General features: G+C 64.4%; 15 protein-coding genes. 1 reads left to right on the top strand and 14 read right to left on the bottom strand.

Annotation, left to right across the window (positions count from 1 at the left end; all coding sequences use genetic code 11):
• Window positions 1-56: 56 nt before the first annotated feature.
• The 5 genes from DPM35_RS15295 to DPM35_RS15275 form a co-directional block, all read right to left on the bottom strand.
• Window positions 57-1,331, bottom strand: a complete 1,275-nt coding sequence (locus tag DPM35_RS15295) for a cysteine desulfurase-like protein (protein WP_112128106.1) — start codon at window positions 1,329-1,331, stop codon at window positions 57-59.
• Between the two features lie 49 nt (window positions 1,332-1,380).
• The gene (locus DPM35_RS15290) at window positions 1,381-2,055 is read right to left on the bottom strand and encodes an amino acid ABC transporter permease (protein ID WP_095817790.1); all 675 of its coding nucleotides are present in this window, start codon (window positions 2,053-2,055) and stop codon (window positions 1,381-1,383) included.
• 159 nt (window positions 2,056-2,214) lie between these two features.
• Window positions 2,215-3,012: an ABC transporter substrate-binding protein gene (locus DPM35_RS15285; RefSeq protein WP_112128105.1), complete on the bottom strand. Its 798-nt coding sequence runs from the start codon at window positions 3,010-3,012 to the stop codon at window positions 2,215-2,217.
• An 89-nt stretch (window positions 3,013-3,101) separates the two neighbouring features.
• Window positions 3,102-4,292: a pyridoxal phosphate-dependent aminotransferase gene (locus DPM35_RS15280; protein WP_245431566.1), complete on the bottom strand. Its 1,191-nt coding sequence runs from the start codon at window positions 4,290-4,292 to the stop codon at window positions 3,102-3,104.
• A gap of 186 nt (window positions 4,293-4,478) precedes the next feature.
• Window positions 4,479-5,240, bottom strand: a complete 762-nt coding sequence (locus DPM35_RS15275; protein WP_112128103.1) for an HpcH/HpaI aldolase family protein — start codon at window positions 5,238-5,240, stop codon at window positions 4,479-4,481.
• A gap of 122 nt (window positions 5,241-5,362) precedes the next feature.
• Between DPM35_RS15275 and DPM35_RS15270 the strand changes: the two genes are divergently transcribed.
• A complete protein-coding gene (locus DPM35_RS15270) occupies window positions 5,363-6,454 on the top strand; it encodes an LLM class flavin-dependent oxidoreductase (RefSeq protein ID WP_112128102.1) in 1,092 nt (363 codons plus the stop codon).
• 231 nt (window positions 6,455-6,685) lie between these two features.
• Here the strand turns inward: DPM35_RS15270 and DPM35_RS15265 are convergent, their stop codons facing one another.
• From DPM35_RS15265 to DPM35_RS15225, 9 genes are all read right to left on the bottom strand, one after another.
• Entirely contained in the window at window positions 6,686-7,081 is a 396-nt protein-coding gene (locus DPM35_RS15265) for a RidA family protein (RefSeq protein ID WP_112128101.1), read from the bottom strand.
• A gap of 71 nt (window positions 7,082-7,152) precedes the next feature.
• Window positions 7,153-8,301 (bottom strand): acyl-CoA dehydrogenase family protein, encoded by a 1,149-nt coding sequence (locus tag DPM35_RS15260; protein WP_112128486.1) that lies wholly within the window; start codon window positions 8,299-8,301, stop codon window positions 7,153-7,155.
• A 40-nt stretch (window positions 8,302-8,341) separates the two neighbouring features.
• Window positions 8,342-9,154: an enoyl-CoA hydratase family protein gene (locus DPM35_RS15255; protein WP_112128100.1), complete on the bottom strand. Its 813-nt coding sequence runs from the start codon at window positions 9,152-9,154 to the stop codon at window positions 8,342-8,344.
• Window positions 9,151-9,615, bottom strand: a complete 465-nt coding sequence (locus tag DPM35_RS15250; protein ID WP_112128099.1) for a MarR family winged helix-turn-helix transcriptional regulator — start codon at window positions 9,613-9,615, stop codon at window positions 9,151-9,153. Before DPM35_RS15250 ends, DPM35_RS15255 begins: the two co-directional genes overlap by 4 nt.
• Complete coding sequence (locus DPM35_RS15245) at window positions 9,609-10,382, bottom strand: SDR family NAD(P)-dependent oxidoreductase (RefSeq protein ID WP_112128098.1); 774 nt, start codon at window positions 10,380-10,382, stop codon at window positions 9,609-9,611. Before DPM35_RS15245 ends, DPM35_RS15250 begins: the two co-directional genes overlap by 7 nt.
• Window positions 10,379-12,673 carry a bifunctional salicylyl-CoA 5-hydroxylase/oxidoreductase gene (locus DPM35_RS15240; protein ID WP_112128097.1) on the bottom strand — a complete coding sequence of 765 codons (2,295 nt, stop codon included), beginning with the start codon at window positions 12,671-12,673 and terminating at the stop codon, window positions 10,379-10,381. The genes DPM35_RS15245 and DPM35_RS15240 overlap by 4 nt, the downstream gene beginning before the upstream one ends.
• Window positions 12,674-12,809: 136 nt before the next feature.
• On the bottom strand, window positions 12,810-13,409 hold the full coding sequence (locus DPM35_RS15235; RefSeq protein ID WP_112128096.1) for a VOC family protein: 600 nt from the start codon (window positions 13,407-13,409) through the stop codon (window positions 12,810-12,812).
• 80 nt (window positions 13,410-13,489) lie between these two features.
• Window positions 13,490-14,314, bottom strand: a complete 825-nt coding sequence (locus DPM35_RS15230) for an ATP-binding cassette domain-containing protein (protein ID WP_112128095.1) — start codon at window positions 14,312-14,314, stop codon at window positions 13,490-13,492.
• Window positions 14,307-15,185, bottom strand: coding sequence for an ABC transporter ATP-binding protein (locus DPM35_RS15225; protein ID WP_181592035.1), 879 nt, complete (start codon window positions 15,183-15,185; stop codon window positions 14,307-14,309). Before DPM35_RS15225 ends, DPM35_RS15230 begins: the two co-directional genes overlap by 8 nt.
• Window positions 15,186-15,192: the final 7 nt, after the last annotated feature.

The raw sequence follows: 15,192 nt of genomic DNA, 5'->3' as shown, positions 1-15,192 counted from the left end.
GGGAGGTCGGACCGAAGGTCCGGGTGGGGGTAAGCGCCGGACTTACCGCAACTTCACTACGACAGCTTCGCGATGATCGCGCGCAGCGCCTCGCCGAATTTGTGCACTTCTTCCACCGTGTTGTAATGTACCAGCGAGGCGCGGATCGCGCCGCTGTCCATCGACAGGTTCAGCCGCTTCATCAGCCGCGGCGCATACATGTGGCCGTCGCGGATGCCGATCTGCATCGCCGCCATCTCCTCGACGATCCGTTGCGGCGACAGCTTGCCGATGTTGAAGCAGAAGGTCGGCACGCGCTCGGTGATGCGCGCCTCGTCGGCGACGCCGTAGATCGTGGCATTGCAATCCTTGAGCACCTTCATCATCGCGCGCGCCAGCATCAGCTCATAGTCGCGGATGGCGTTCATGCCGGCGACGATGTTGTCGCGGCGCGAGCGGTTGTTTTCGGGCAGGAAATTGCGGCCGACGGATTCCAGGTAGCGCACCGCCGCGTCCATGCCCGACACGTTCTCGTAGATAAAGGTGCCAGCCTCGACCTTGTAGGGCGGCTCGTCCGGAATGAAATCCTCGCGGAAGGTCGGCAGCCGCTTCAGCGTGTCGAAGCGGCCCCAGAGGAAGCCCATATGCGGCGAGAAATTCTTGTAGCCGGAACAGACCAGATAGTCGCAATCCCAGGCCTGCACGTCCATCAGCCCGTGCGGTCCGTAATGCACGCAGTCGAGGAACACTTCCGCGCCTGCCGCATGGGCGATCTTCGCCACCGAAGCGACATCGACGATCGAGCCGATCGAATGCGCCGTCACCGTGCAGGCGACGAGGCGGGTGCGCTCCGACACCAGCGGCTTGAGGTCGTCGACATGCAGATTGCCGTCCTCGCGCATGCGCCACCATTTGAACCTGGCACCGGCCGGCTCCAGCGCCAGCCAGGTGGCAATGTTGGCGTCGTGATCCATGTCGGTGACGATGATCTCGTCGCGTTCTGAAAGCATCTGGCCGATGCCGAGGCTGACCAGGCGGATGAACGAGGTGGCGTTCATGCCGAAGCAGATTTCCGACGGGCTGTAGGCGTTGATCAGGAGCGCGACGCTCTCGCGCGCCGTCGCAACCGACTGGTCGACGGTGACGCTCCGGCCATAGCGGCCGCCGCGCTGCACATTGTGCGCCACCAGATGGTTGGTCACCGCGTCGAGCACGCTTTGCGGGATCTGCGCGCCGGCGGCATTGTCCATGAAGATGAAGTCGCCGGCACGTTGGAGCGCCGGGAACATGGTCCGGATCTTTTCGACCGGGAACGCGGCGGCGTTTGTGTTGTCGGTGTGGTGCTTGTTCACGGGGTACGCTCCTGCGACGGGCTTGGACGGGGATGGATATCGATGGCGGTCAGCGCGCTTTCTCGTCCTTGAAGCGGCGCTCGAGCAGGCTGACGAGGCGGACCATCGGCCAGAGGAAGATGAGGTAGACCAGCGCGGCACCGATCAGCGGCGAGGGGTTGGCGTAGAGCGATTGTGCGTTGGTCGCTTCCTTCAGAAGTTCCGGCAGCGCCACCGTCGAGGCGAGCGAGGTATCCTTGAACATCGAGACGCAGTTGCTGGTCATCGGCGGAATGACGACGCGGATCGCCTGCGGCAGCACCACCTTGCGCAAGGTGAGCATGAAGGGGAGGCCGAGCGCCTGCGCCGCCTCGAACTGGCCTTTGGGAATGCTTTCGATGCCGGAGCGGAACACTTCGGCCGAATAGGCCGACATGATGATGGCGAACGCGGTCACGGCCGATGCCCAGGACGACAGGCGGATGCCGAGGAATGGCAGCGCGTAATAGATCAGGATCAGCACCACCAGCACGGGGAGGGCGCGGAAGATGTCGGTATAACCGATGGCCAGCCAGCGCAGCGGCTTTGGTGCGTAAAGCCGCACCAGGCTGATCGCCAGCCCCACCGCGATGCCGATGACGATGCTCATGATTCCGAGCAGCAGCGTGTTGAGGAAGCCGCGCAGCAGCGCCGGCAAACTCGACGCAATGACCTCGGGATTGAAGAAAGTGTCGATCAGCGACATGGAAGCATTCCCGGACCGTGTTGCGTCATGCGATGCCCTGACAGGACCCGGACTATCGAAATCGGATTAGCTGAAGCATGGCGGTCCGGGGACGTCACGCGTCAAACAAGACGTGCCGGCCTCTGGAGCCGGCACGTCGCTCGTTTTGCCGGTTGCCGCTCAGGCCTTGGGCAGCGGCATCTCCTTGACCGTCGAGGAGTCGGCCGGCGCGTCGGTGCCGAACCACTTCTTGTGGATCGCGGCCAGCGTCCCGTCCTTCTTCATCGCCGTCAGCGCGTCGTTGAGCTTGCCGAGCAGCGGATGGTCCTTGCTCATCATCAAGCCGTACTGCTCGCCGGTTTTGATGCGTTCCTTGACGACGAGGTCCTTCATCTTCTGGAACGAGTACTGCATGCCGGGGATGTCGCTGACCGCGGCATCGACCCGACCGGCGCTGAGATCAAGCAACAGGTTCTGCTGCGTGTCGTAACCCTTTACGTCGCTGAAGCCGTCGGCTGCCTGATGGTTCTTGACCCAGGTCTCGCCGGTCGAGCCGGAGAGCACGCCGACGACCTTGCCCTTGAGATCGGCTTCCTTGCTGATCGCGCTGTCGGTCTTGGTGGCGATGCCCATGTCGGAATCATAGTAGGGCTGGGTGAAGGAAAGCGTCTTCAACCGCTCCGGTGTGATGGTGATCGAGGAGATCGCGACATCGATGCGGTTGGAACTGACAGCCGCGAACAGCGCCTGGAAACCAAGATCGGCGATATCGGTGGTCATGCCGATGCGCTTGGCCGCTTCGTTGACGATGTCGACTTCGAAACCCTCGAAAGTGCCGCTCTCGTTCTTGTATTCGAAAGGCGGATTGGTCGGGTAGGCGCCGACATTGAGCACATCGGCGGCATAGGCCGTTGCGGGGCCGGCGGCGATGCCGATGGCGGCGGCCATGAGAAGCAGGTTGCGACGCGTAAAGCTCATCTGGTTTTCCCTCTGGGTCTTCCCTCTGTTGTCGATCGGGCAGGGCTCGCCCCGCACGGTTTGTTGCCGTCCCGCCTCCCAGCGGAGCGTCAATTCATGGCGGCGACCATGCGCTCGAGCGCGGTCGCTATCTGGTCGCGGTCCCGGCAAACACACATGCGCAGGAATGCTGCCGCCGAATTTCCAAACAGGTGACCGGGCGCCAGTCCGACGCGCGCCGTCTCCAGGATTTTCGCGCAGGCCTGCCTTGCATCGCTTTCGCCTTCCAGAGCGAAGAACGCATACATGCCGCCGCGCGGCTTGGTCGGCAGAATGACGCCCGGGATCTGCGCCAGCCGGTCATAGGCGAGGTCGAGGCCGGTCCTGATCCGTTGCCTGATTTCTTCGACCAGCGGCTCGCCCTGGCGGATCGCCGCGACGGCGCCGGCCTGGATCGGCGCCGCGGTGCCGCTGTTGATATATTGCGTCATGGCGCCGAGCTGGTCGGCAACGCCCGACGGATGCGTCAGCCAGCCTATGCGCCAACCGGTCATCGCCCAGGCCTTCGAAAAGCTGTTGACCGACAGCACCCGGTCGCCGTCCTCGGCGATCTGCAGGATCGAGGGCGCGACGTCGCCGTCGAAATAGAGCCGGCCATAGACCTCGTCGGAAATGATCCAGACGCCGGTGCGCCGGCTGAAATCGAGCAGCGCCTGCATCTCCTCGCGCGAGGCGGTCCAGCCGGTCGGGTTGGACGGCGTCGACAGGAAGATGGCGCGGGTGCGCGCGTCGCAGGTGGCGAACAGCCGATCGAGATCGAGCCGCCAGTCGTCTTTGAAGTCGAGGGAGACCGGCCGCGGCTCGCCGCCGATCAGGTGGATGGCGTTATGGATGTTGGGCCATTGCGGCGCGACATAGACGACATTGGTGCCGGTATCGACCAGCAGCTCCAAGGCAAGATACAGCGCCTGCATGCCGCCCGGCGCTACCGTGGTGCGTGCGATCGGGATCGGGCGACCATGGATGCGCGTCTGGTATTCCGACAGTGCTTCATTCAACGGGCCGTGCCCGCGCATGTTGGGGACGTAGAAGGTCAGGCCTTCGTCGAAGGCCGCCTTTGCCGCATCACGGATGAAGGCCGGCGTCACCACGTCGCCTTCGCCGTACCAGAGCGCAATGACATCGCCGAGTTCCCGCGCGCGGACCGCGAGGTTGGCGATGTTTTCCGTGTGCAGGTCACGTATCTGGGCGCGCACGCCGTCGAAGGCGTAGCGCGCGCTGGACGATGTCTGGGGCAACACAAACGACAAGGACTGAAACCCCTCCCACCCGGAGCACGACGGTGGACTGACCGGAAAGTCCCTCTGCCACCGCAGCCGCTATCAAGGATGCTATCCAAAGCGCCGCGTATTTCAAGGTAAAAGTTTTAAGCTTAAAAAGTTTGGCGCCCCTGTTGCCCCACCGATACGCCTCGGATCGCGCCCGTTTTACGCCAGCTCATCGCGCGTGGCGGCAAAATTGGCCGCCGCGCCGGCGCCAAGAAACATCGTGTCGCTGGCCAGCACGAAGAAACTCGCACCAATGGCTGCCCATCGGCCGACATTCTGCGGGCTGGCGCAGAATATGCCGGCGGTCCTGCCATGTGCTAGCGTTGCGCCGATGATGCTCTTGATCGCCGCATTGAGCTTGTCCGTGCCGGCCGGCCCGACTGCGTCGATCGATACCGATAGATCGCCTGGGCCGACGAAGATCACGTCGACGCTGTCGACGGCCGCGATTGCTTCGATGTTGGCGAGACCTTCCGCCGTCTCGACCTGGACCGCGACGACGACCCGCTCATTGGCAGCGGCCAGATATTCGGGAATGCGATAGCCATAGCCGGCGGCGCGTCCGGGACCGACGCCGCGCTCGCCGAACGGCGGATAGCGCGAGGCCTTGACGGCCATCGCGGCCTGCTCCGAGGTCGAGACACGCGGCACGAGCACGCCCTGCGCGCCGCTGTCCAGCGCCGCCTGGATGGCTTCAGGCGCATGGCCGGGAACGCGCACCATGGCCGGCACGCGATGCACGTCGGCCGCCCGCACCATGGCTTCGATCGTCTCGCGCGAGATCTGCGCGTGCTCCCAGTCGATGCAGAGGAAATCGAGCCCGGAGGATGCCATCACCTCGACGGCGACCGGATGCGGAATGGCGGCAAAGGACCCGACGAGGTTGGTCTTGCCGATGCATTTCTGGCGGAACTCGCTCATGCCGATCCCCTTTTCATGTTGCCCAATCCATATCCGCAAACAACGACGAGGCGAAGCTATTTCAGGCTTGAAATATTTTCACGCCGGCCTAGCGTGTGGCGTCCCGCCCAAGAGTTTCCAAGATGATCAAAGCGCATCCCCTGCATGGCCCGAACAGACTGAAGCTTGGCGTGTTCTCGACCAACGCCGATGGCGGGCTTGCCATCACCGATGTGCCGGAGCGCTGGACGGCAAGCTGGCAGGACAATCTGACGGCGGCGCAGATCGCCGATCGCGCCGGGCTGGAGTTCATGCTGCCGATCGCGCGCTGGCGTGGCTTTGGCGGCCGCAACAAGGTGCGCGAATTCTCCTTCGAGACCTTCACCTGGGCCGCCGCCCTTGCCACGGCCACGGAGCAGATCGGCCTGTTCATGACGGTGCATGTGCCGCTCGTGCATCCGCTCTACGCCGCCAAGGCGTTGGCGACGGTCGACCATATCAGCCGGGGCCGCGCGGGGCTCAACATCGTCTGCGGCTGGAACCCAAAAGAGTTCGGCATGTTCGGCACACCGCTGGTCGAGAAGGGTTATGACCAGGCGGCGGAATGGATCGAGATCCTGGAGCGGCTTTACGCGTCGAGCGAGCCGCTCGACTACGAGGGCGCCTATTATCGCCTGAAGGAGGCGGTGAGCCGGCCGGCCAGTCTGCAGCTGCCGCGCCCGGTGACGATGAACGCCGCCTTTGGCGGCCCGGGCCGGGATTTCGCGGTCGCCAGATGCGATTATCTGTTCACGACCTTCTCGGAGATGAGCGACGCCGGCAAGCATGTCGCCGACATCGGCGAACGCGCCGACAAAGTCGGCCGCAACGTCGGCGTCTATACAGTTGCGCATGTCGTCTGCCGCCCGACTATGGAAGAGGCGCAAGCCTATTATACGCGCTATGCCGTCACGATGGCTGACCACGAAGCGGTCGATGCCCATATGGCCGGCAAGAAGGAATTTTCGCAGTCGCACGACCCGCATGCCTATGACCGCTACCGCCAGCGCTTCGCCGGCGGCGCCGGTACCTATCCGCTGATCGGTACCCCAGAAACGATCGCCACCGACATGGCCGAAATAGCCGGGCATGGCTACCAGGGCATCGCTTTGTCCTTCGTCAACTACACGCAGGAACTGCCCTATTTCTGCGACCACGTGCTGCCGATTTTGAGAAAGGCAGGACTGCGAGGATAAGATCCGATTGGAGCCGGTTGGCCGGGCTCACCAATTTCGTCATCCCAGGGCGAAGCAGGAGCGAAGCTCCGTCGCGAAGACCCTGGGATCCATTCCGTTGCCTCGGACGGGCTCAGCGGAGCAGAGTTCTGCACCGCCGCGGCGCTTTGAAGTCACGGAATGGATCCTCGGGTCTGCGGCTGCGTCGCTATCGCTCCTTGCTGCGCCCGTGGATGACGAAGTGATGGGCGTTCATTCCGGAATGACGGCAGTGGCTTGAATCTCGACTTTGGCGCGGTCCTCCACCAGCGCCACCACCTGCATCGCCGCCATCGCCGGGAAATGCCGGCCGATCACGTCGCGATAGGCCTCGCCTATGCCTTTGAGGTTGCCGACATATTCGGCCTTGTCGGTGAAATACCAGGTCATCGAGGTGATGTGCCGCGGCTCGCCGCCGGCTTCGGCCAGCACGGCAACAACATTGGCGAGCGTCTGGCGCACCTGGCCGACGAAGTCGTCGGTCTCGAATTTGCACTCCGCGTTCCAGCCGACCTGACCGCCGATAAACACAAGCCTGCCGCGCGCGGCCACGCCATTGGCATAGCCGATCGGCTTGGCCCAGCCTTCAGGCTGGAGGATGGTGTGCATGTTTAGCCTCCCCAAAAACAGACAACGCCTGCAATGACGGCGTTTGAAAACTCACAGGACCCACTGGCAGCTCAAGCCGCTCCCATCACCTGCCGGGCAATGACCACCTTCTGCACGTCGGATGCACCCTCATAGATGCGCAACGCTCGGATCTCGCGATAGAGGCTCTCGACGATATGGCCCTTGCGCACGCCGTCGCCGCCATGCAACTGCACGGCCTTGTCGATCACTTCCTGCGCCTTGTCGGTGGCAAACAGCTTCGCCATCGCCGCTTCGCGGGTGACGCGGGCGGCCCCCATGTCCTTGGTCCAGGCGGCGCGGTAGATAAGCAGCGCGGCGGCGTCGACATCGAGCGCCATGTCGGCGATGTGGCCCTGCACCATCTGCAGTTCCGCCATCGGCGCGCCGAACAATTTGCGCTCGGCGGCTCTGCTGACGCTCTCGTCCAGCGCACGTCGCGCGAAACCAAGTGCCGCCGCGCCAACAGTCGATCGGAAGACGTCGAGCACCGACATTGCGATGCGGAACCCATCGCCGGGCTTGCCGATCCGGGCGGAAGCCGAGACGCGGACATTGTCGAAGGAGAGCCGCGCCAGCGGGTGAGGGGCAATGACCTCGAGCCGTTCGGCGATGCCGAGACCCTTCGCGTCGCCAGGCACGATGAAAGCGGAAATCCCCTTGGCGCCCGGCGCCTCGCCGGTGCGGGCGAACACGACATAGAGGTCGGCGATGCCGCCATTGGAGATCCAGGTCTTTTCGCCCGACAGGATGTAGTCATCGCCGTGGCGCGTGGCCGTCATTTCCATATTCGCGACGTCAGAGCCGGAGCGCGGCTCCGACAGCGCAAAGGCGGAAATCGCCTCGCCCGCCCGCGTCTTCGCAAGCCAGCGCTGCTGGTCCGGCGTCCCGAACAGCGAGATCGCGCCGGTGCCCAGCCCCTGCATGGCGAAGGCGAAATCGGCGAGGCCGTCGTGGCGGGCGAGTGTTTCGCGCGTGATGCACAGCGTGCGGACGTCGAGCGGCGCGGGATTGGCGGGGTCGAGCGCGGTCGGCTTCAGCCAGCCGTCACGGCCGAGCTTCGTCACCAGTTCGCGGCAGGCGGCATCGACGTCGTGGTGATCGACGGGGAGGTTCTTTGCGCACCAGGCATCGAGGCGTTCGGCGAGTTGGTGGTGGCGGTCCTCGAAGAAGGGCCAGGAGAGAAAGGAGCGGTCAGGCATTTGCGCCTCCACAGTGCTTCGAGGTTTGCGCGCCCATCCCTCAATTCCCCTCGAACACCGGCTTTTCCTTGGCGACGAACGCCTTGTAAGCCCGCTCGAAATCGCCGGTCTGCATGCAGATTGCCTGCGCTTGCGCTTCCGCTTCGATAGCCTGGTCAAGGCCCATCGACCATTCCTGGTTCAGCTGCGTCTTGGTGATGCCATGCGCGAAGGTCGGGCCGGAGACGATGCGCGCCGCCATGTCGAGCGCATCGGCCTCGAGCGCCGCCGCATCGACCAGCCGGTTGTAGAACCCCCAGCGCTCGCCTTCGGCAGCGCTCATGGTTCGGCCGGTATAGAGCAGCTCGGCGGCGCGGCCTTGGCCGATGATGCGCGGCAGGATCGCACAGGCGCCCATGTCGCAGCCGGCGAGGCCGACGCGGGTGAACAGGAACGCGGTTTTCGCTTCCGGTGTCGCGATACGGATGTCGGAGGCCATTGCGATGATGGCGCCGGCGCCGACGGCCACGCCGTCGACGGCGGAAATAATCGGCTTGCCGCAGTTCAGCATCGCCTTGACGAAGTCGCCGGTCATGCGGGTGAAGGCCAAAAGCTGCTTCATGTCCATCTTGACCAGTGGTCCGATGATGTCGTGGACATCGCCGCCAGAGCAGAAATTGCCGCCATTGGGCAGGCACACGACGGCGTCGACATCGTCGGCATAGACGAGGTCGCGGAACGTGTCGCGCAGCTCGGCATAGCTGTCGAAGGTCAGCGGATTCTTGCGCTCGGGGCGGTCGAGCCGAATCTTCGCGATCCGGCCTTCGACCTGCCAGAGAAAATGCTTCGGCTTGAGTCTGGCCATGGCACTCATTCGCGTCCCTCCCAATTGCTGCGGAACGATTTCAGCATGCCGGCGAGCTGCCGCGCTTCGTCGTCGCTGACACCGCCGAGCAGCTCGCTGACCCAGCCCTCATGCACGGCCGCTATCGTCGCGAAAGATCTGGTGCCTTCCTCGGTCAGCCGCACCATCGAGGTGCGGCGGTCGCCGTTGCGGCGCGCCCGTGTCACCAGCCCTTCCGAAACCAGGCGGTCGACGATGCCGGTGACGTTGCCGTTCGACACCAGAAGGAAGCGCGACAGGTCGCTCATCAGCATCCCTTCCGGCACACGATAGAGCGCCGCCATCACGTCGAAGCGCGGCAGCGTGGTGTCGAATTCCTTCTTCAGCCGCTCGCGCAGTTCGGCCTCGATGGTGCGCGAGGCGCGCAGCAGTCTGATCCAGAGCCTCAGCCGGTCCTTGCCCGGCCCGGTGGATGTCGGTCCCGCTACCATGTCTCGCCTCCGGAGATGGAGATTGCCTGTCCGGTGATCGATCGCGCCGCATCGCTGCACAGCCACAGCACCGCGTCTGCGGCCTCGTCCGGTTGAATAAAACGCCCTTGCGGGTTCGTCGCCGACAGGCTCTGCCGTGCTTCTTCCACGGAGCGGCCGGTCTTCTCGACGATGCGTCGGACAGATTCCTCCAGCATGTCGGTCTCGACGAAGCCCGGGCAGACCGCATTGACGGTAACGCCTGACTTGGCGGTTTCGGCGGCCAAGGCGCGCATTAACCCGACGACGCCATGCTTGGCAGCGACGTAAGGCGCAACATAGGCGTAGCCTTTCAGCCCAGCGGTCGAGGCGACGAAGACGATACGGCCCGCCTTCCGCGCGAGCATGCCCGCCAGCGCCGGCTTCACCGTCAGGAAGGCGCCGGTGAGGTTGACTTCGAGCGTGCGCTGCCAGTCGGCCAGCGCGGTCTTATGCGCCGGTGCGCTGCCGGCCATGCCGGCGTTGGCGACGACGATGTCGAACGGTCCGCGCGCCGCCTCGGCTTGCTGATAAAGGGCCGCCATCGACGCCTCGTCGGTAACGTCGGCGGCGATGCCGAAGATGCGGTCGCCTTTGCCCGCCACCTTGGCAAGTTCAGCCGCGCGCCGCCCGCAGATGGTGACATTCACGCCAGCTTCCGCCAGCGCCAGCGCGATGGCCTTGCCGACGCCGGAGCCGCCGCCGGTGACCAGCGCATGCTTGCCGGCAACTGCCTTTTCGGCGCTCATACTTTGAGCCCCGCGGCGGCTTCGCGCTCGGCCAGCCGGTAGATCTGGTCGCGTCCCGGCAGATAGGGATCCGGCCATTTGACGCCGCGGTCGCCGAGCGTGACCGCCGCATGCAGCGTCCAGTAGGGGTCGGCAAGATGCGGCCTGGCCAGCGCCACAAGATCGGCGCGGCCGGCCATCAGGATCGAGTTGGCATGATCCGGCTCGTAGATGTTGCCGACCGCCATCGTCGCCATGCCGACCTCGTTGCGGATGCGGTCGGAGAACGGCGTCTGGAACATGCGGCCGTAGACCGGTTTGGCGGCGATCGAGGTCTGTCCGGCCGAGACGTCGCAGAGGTCGACGCCGGCCTCGCGCAGCAGTTTGGCGATCTCGACCGCGTCTGCCGGCGTCACGCCTTCGATGCCGACCCAGTCATTGGCCGAGATGCGCATCGAGATCGGCCTTTCCGCCGGCCACACCGCGCGCACCGCGTGGAAGATCTCCAGCGGATAGCGCATGCGGTTTTCCAGCGAGCCGCCATACTCGTCGGTGCGCCGATTGGTCAGCGGCGTGATGAAGGCCGACAGCAGATAGCCATGCGCGGCATGGATCTCCAGCATGTCGAAGCCGCAGCGCTTTGCCATCTCGGCCGAGGCGACGAACTGATCGCGGACCATGTCCATGTCGGCGCGGTCCATCGCCTTTGGCACCTGGTTGTTCGGCGACCATGGCACGGCCGAGGGCGCCATCACCGGCCAGTTGCCGGAGGGGAGCGGTACGTCCGTTCCTTCCCAGCCGACGCGGGTCGAGCCCTTGGCGCCGGAATGGCCGATCTGGGCGCAGATTTTTGCTTCCGTCTCGGCATGGACGAAATCGACCAGCCGCTTCCAGGCGACTTCGTGTTCGGGTTTGTAGAAGCCAGGGCATCCGGGCGTGATGCGCCCTTCCGGGCTGACGCAGGTCATCTCGATATAGAGCAGCCCCGCGCCGCCCTTGGCGCGCTCGGCATAGTGGGAAAAATGCCAGTCGGTCGGGCAGCCGTCGACCGCCTTGTACTGCGCCATCGGCGAAACGACGATGCGGTTGGTGAGCGCCATGTCGCGCAACCTGAACGGCGCGAACATCGGCGCCCGGCGCAACATGTTGCCGCCAGCGCCGGCCTTGCGCTGGAACCACTCCTCGGCGCCCGCCAGCCATTCGGCGTCGCGCAGACGAAGGTTCTCATGGCTGATGCGCTGCGAGCGGGTGAGCAGTGAATAGTTGAACTGAACTGGATCAAGTCCGAGATATCGTTCGACTTCCTCGAACCATTCAAGCGAATTTCGCGCCGCCGATTGCAGCTTCAGCACCTCGGTGCGGCGCGCATCCTCGTATTTGCGGAAGGCCGCTTCGAGGTCGGGCTCGGATTCGACATAGTCGGCGAGGGCGACGGCGCTCTCGAGCGCCAGCTTGGTGCCGGAGCCGATCGAGAAATGTGCCGATGCCGCCGCATCGCCCATCAGCGCCAGGTTCTTGTAAGACCAGCGCTCGCACAGCACGCGCGGGAAATTGATCCAGGCCGAACCTCTGATGTGGTTGGCGTTGGTCATCAGCGCATGGCCGCCGAGATGCTTTGCAAAAATGCGCTCGCAGACCGCGATCGATTCCTGCTGCGTCATCTGGCCGAAGCCGAAGGCATTCCAGGTCTGCTCGCTGCATTCGACGATGAAGGTCGCGGTTTCGCTGTCGAACTGGTAGGCATGCGCCCACACCCAGCCATGCTCCGTCTTCTCGAAGATGAAGGTGAAGGCGTCGTCGAATTTCTGCGTCGTGCCGAGCCAAACGAACTTGCATTTGCGGGTGTCGATGTCGGGCTTGAACACATCGGCGAAAGTGGCGCGGGATTTCGAGTTCAGCCCATCCGCCGCAACCACCAGGTCATGCGTTTCCATGAAGGGCCGGGGATCGGAGATCTCGGTCTCGAACTGCAGCTTGATGCCGAGCTCGCGCGCCCTGCGCTGCAACAGGATCAACAGCCGCTTGCGGCCGATGCCGCAGAAGCCATGGCCGGAAGACACGGTGCGCACGCCGTCATGGATGACCGCGATGTCGTCCCAATAGGCAAAATGCTTCTTGATCCAGACCGCGCTGACCGGGTCGTTCCTGGTCAGGTTCTCCAGCGTTTCTGCCGAAAGCACAACGCCCCAGCCGAACGTGTCGTCCGGGCGGTTGCGCTCATAGACCGTCACCTCATGCGCGGCATCGCGCAGCTTCAGCGAGATGGCAAAATAGAGTCCGGCCGGTCCGCCGCCGAGAACCGCAACCTTCATGTCTTGCGATCTCCTCTTCGCTTTCGGAACCGCCTGATGGGACCAGCGGTACCGACTGTCAGTATTGCGCCCGGGGCCAATTATTTCAAGCTTAAAGTTTTATAATTGAACGATGGTTTGGCGCGGGCGGTTGAGGTCATTTGGTCGGATCCTTCGGGCTCCACAACACGGTCTCCGCACCCTTTTCATAGGCCATCCCCTGCGGGTAGCTGATCGCTTCGAGCTGCAGACCCCAGGGCGCCTGGAAATAGAGGATGGTCTGGCCGGCCGCGGGTCCTTCCTTGACCGGCAGCGGTCCCAGCCTGGTCTTCACGCCCTTGCCGTCGAGATAGGCTTTCGCGGCGGCGACGTCGTCGACATAAAGCGCGATGTGGAAGCCGCCGATATCGCTGTTCTTCGGCGTCAGATCCTTCTGGTCGGGCGCGGTGTATTTGAACAGCTCGATGTTCGAGCCATAGCCGCAGCGGACCATGGTGATCTCCTGGATCACCGCCTTTGGATCGACGCCGAGCAGGTCCTGCATGAAAGTGCCCTTGTCGTCGGCGAACGGGCCGAACGACATCGCCTTCTTGCAGCCGACGACGTTCGTGAAGAAATCGACGGCCTGCTTCATGTCGGGCACGGTGATGCCGGTATGGTCGTGCCCGCGCATGCCGGGGATCGAATCCGCCGATGCCGCTCCCATTGTACCGAACAAGGAGGCCGCGAGGACCGCCGCCTGGATTGCGTATTTCATGTCACCCTCCGTTGGCGGGCTGACTTGTCCTTGCGCACATCCGAGGCCCGCTGGTCGGCGTGCGGATATCGAAGCTCAATTCATGCCGGCGCCTTGGGCCGCAGCCAGTCCGGATCGATCTCCGGCAATGGAATGGCGGCGAGCAGGTCGCGCGTGTAGGTCTCCTGTGGATTGTCGAACAGCGCGTCCGTTGCGCTGGCTTCAATGATCCTTCCCTCGCGCATGACGATGACCTGCTGGCAGAGCCGCCGGATCACCGACAGATCGTGGCTGATGAAGGCGACCGTCAGCCCCATCTCGGCGGCGAGCTTCTCCAGCAAGGTCAGGATCTGCGCCTGTGTCGAAACGTCGAGGCCGGAGACGATCTCGTCGGCCAGCACGAATTTCGGCGACAGCGCGAGCGCCCGCGCTATGCCGACGCGCTGGCGCTGCCCGCCCGACAGCTCGTGGCGGTAGCGGCTGGCGAAACTCTGCGGCAGGCCGACACGCTGCAACGCTTCCGCGACGCGTTCCTTCAGACGGTCGCCAAGGCCGTTCTGCCTCAAGGGTACTGCGATGATGTTGAAGATCGTGTGGCGCGGATTGAGCGACGACATCGGATCCTGGAAGATCATCTGCAGGTCGCGGCGCAGCGGCCTGAGCTCGGCTTCCGAAAGATGGGCGATATCGCGCCCTTCGAAGCCGATCGCGCCTGCGCTCGGCTCGAGCAGCCGAACCAGGGCACGGCCGAGCGTCGACTTGCCCGAGCCGGATTCGCCGACGATGCCGGTGACTGAGCCCTTGGGCAGGTCGAAGTCGAGCCCTTTCAGGATTTCGGCCAGCGGCGCGCGGCCGATCAGCGGCTTGCGCGTCATGTCGGGCAGCGCCACTTTCAGGCCCCGCACGGAAAACAGCGGCTCAGCCATGGCTGGGCCTCCAATCCTTGTCTGCGGCTGCGATCTCGGCAGTGAGCCCGGCAAGCACGCTCTCGTCCACCGGCTTCAGCGATGCGTATGGATCGGTGTAGCGCGGCGTCGCCGCGATCAGTGCTTGCGTGTAAGCGTGCTGCGGAGCGGCGAAGAGCCGAGCGGTCTCGGCCTCCTCCACCACCTTGCCGGCATAGAGCACCGACACTTTCTGGCTGATCTTGGCGACGACGCCGAGATCGTGGGTGACGAACAGGATCGCGGTGCCATGATCGCGCTGCAGCTGCGCGATCAGCCGCAGGATCTGCTTCTGCACAGTGACGTCGAGCGCCGTCGTCGGCTCGTCGGCGACGATCAGCCTCGGTTCCGCCGCGAAGGCCGCTGCGATCAGCACGCGCTGCCGCATGCCGCCGCTGAGCTCGTGCGGATAGCTTTTCAGTACCCGTTCGGGGTCGCGGATATGCACCTCGTCGAGCAATTGCCGGATACGCTGGTCGGCTCTCGCGCCGCTCCAGCCAAGGATGCGCACCAGCCGGTCGGTCATCTGCGGGCCGATGCGGCGCGACGGGTTGAGCGCGGTGAGCGGATCCTGCGGGATCAGCGCCGTGCGCGCGCCGATCAGGGTCCGCCGCGCCTTGGCGTCGAGCCGACCCAGGTCCTCGCCTTCGATCAGCATCTCGCCTTCGACGATGCGCACGCTTTTCGGCAGCACGCCGAGCACCGCCTTGCCGATCATCGTCTTGCCGGCGCCGCTCTCGCCGACCAGAGCGCGCACCTCGCCCGGCTGCACGCTGAGCGACACGGAGCGCAGCACGCGCTGGCCGTTGGGCAGCACGGCGCTAAGTGAGCGGATGTCGAGACATGGTTCCATATTAGCG

This window comes from Mesorhizobium atlanticum, assembly GCF_003289965.1.
In the GTDB taxonomy this organism is placed as follows: domain Bacteria; phylum Pseudomonadota; class Alphaproteobacteria; order Rhizobiales; family Rhizobiaceae; genus Mesorhizobium; species Mesorhizobium atlanticum.
Note: the sequence above shows the minus strand (reverse complement) of the source record. Positions and strands in the feature narration are given on the sequence as shown.

Excerpts from the sequence above, each read along its gene's own strand:
- DPM35_RS15250 (WP_112128099.1), bottom strand. The coding sequence starts at position 9,615 with ATGGTAGCGGGACCGACATCCACCGGGCCGGGCAAGGACCGGCTGAGG.
- DPM35_RS15290 (WP_095817790.1), bottom strand. The coding sequence starts at position 2,055 with ATGTCGCTGATCGACACTTTCTTCAATCCCGAGGTCATTGCGTCGAGT.
- DPM35_RS15230 (WP_112128095.1), bottom strand. The coding sequence starts at position 14,314 with ATGGCTGAGCCGCTGTTTTCCGTGCGGGGCCTGAAAGTGGCGCTGCCC.
- DPM35_RS15235 (WP_112128096.1), bottom strand. The coding sequence starts at position 13,409 with ATGAAATACGCAATCCAGGCGGCGGTCCTCGCGGCCTCCTTGTTCGGT.
- DPM35_RS15245 (WP_112128098.1), bottom strand. The coding sequence starts at position 10,382 with ATGAGCGCCGAAAAGGCAGTTGCCGGCAAGCATGCGCTGGTCACCGGC.
- DPM35_RS15285 (WP_112128105.1), bottom strand. The coding sequence starts at position 3,012 with ATGAGCTTTACGCGTCGCAACCTGCTTCTCATGGCCGCCGCCATCGGC.
- DPM35_RS15225 (WP_181592035.1), bottom strand. The coding sequence starts at position 15,185 with ATGGAACCATGTCTCGACATCCGCTCACTTAGCGCCGTGCTGCCCAAC.
- DPM35_RS15255 (WP_112128100.1), bottom strand. The coding sequence starts at position 9,154 with ATGAGTGCCATGGCCAGACTCAAGCCGAAGCATTTTCTCTGGCAGGTC.
- DPM35_RS15240 (WP_112128097.1), bottom strand. The coding sequence starts at position 12,673 with ATGAAGGTTGCGGTTCTCGGCGGCGGACCGGCCGGACTCTATTTTGCC.
- DPM35_RS15270 (WP_112128102.1), top strand. The coding sequence starts at position 5,363 with ATGATCAAAGCGCATCCCCTGCATGGCCCGAACAGACTGAAGCTTGGC.
- DPM35_RS15260 (WP_112128486.1), bottom strand. The coding sequence starts at position 8,301 with ATGCCTGACCGCTCCTTTCTCTCCTGGCCCTTCTTCGAGGACCGCCAC.
- DPM35_RS15275 (WP_112128103.1), bottom strand. The coding sequence starts at position 5,240 with ATGAGCGAGTTCCGCCAGAAATGCATCGGCAAGACCAACCTCGTCGGG.
- DPM35_RS15265 (WP_112128101.1), bottom strand. The coding sequence starts at position 7,081 with ATGCACACCATCCTCCAGCCTGAAGGCTGGGCCAAGCCGATCGGCTAT.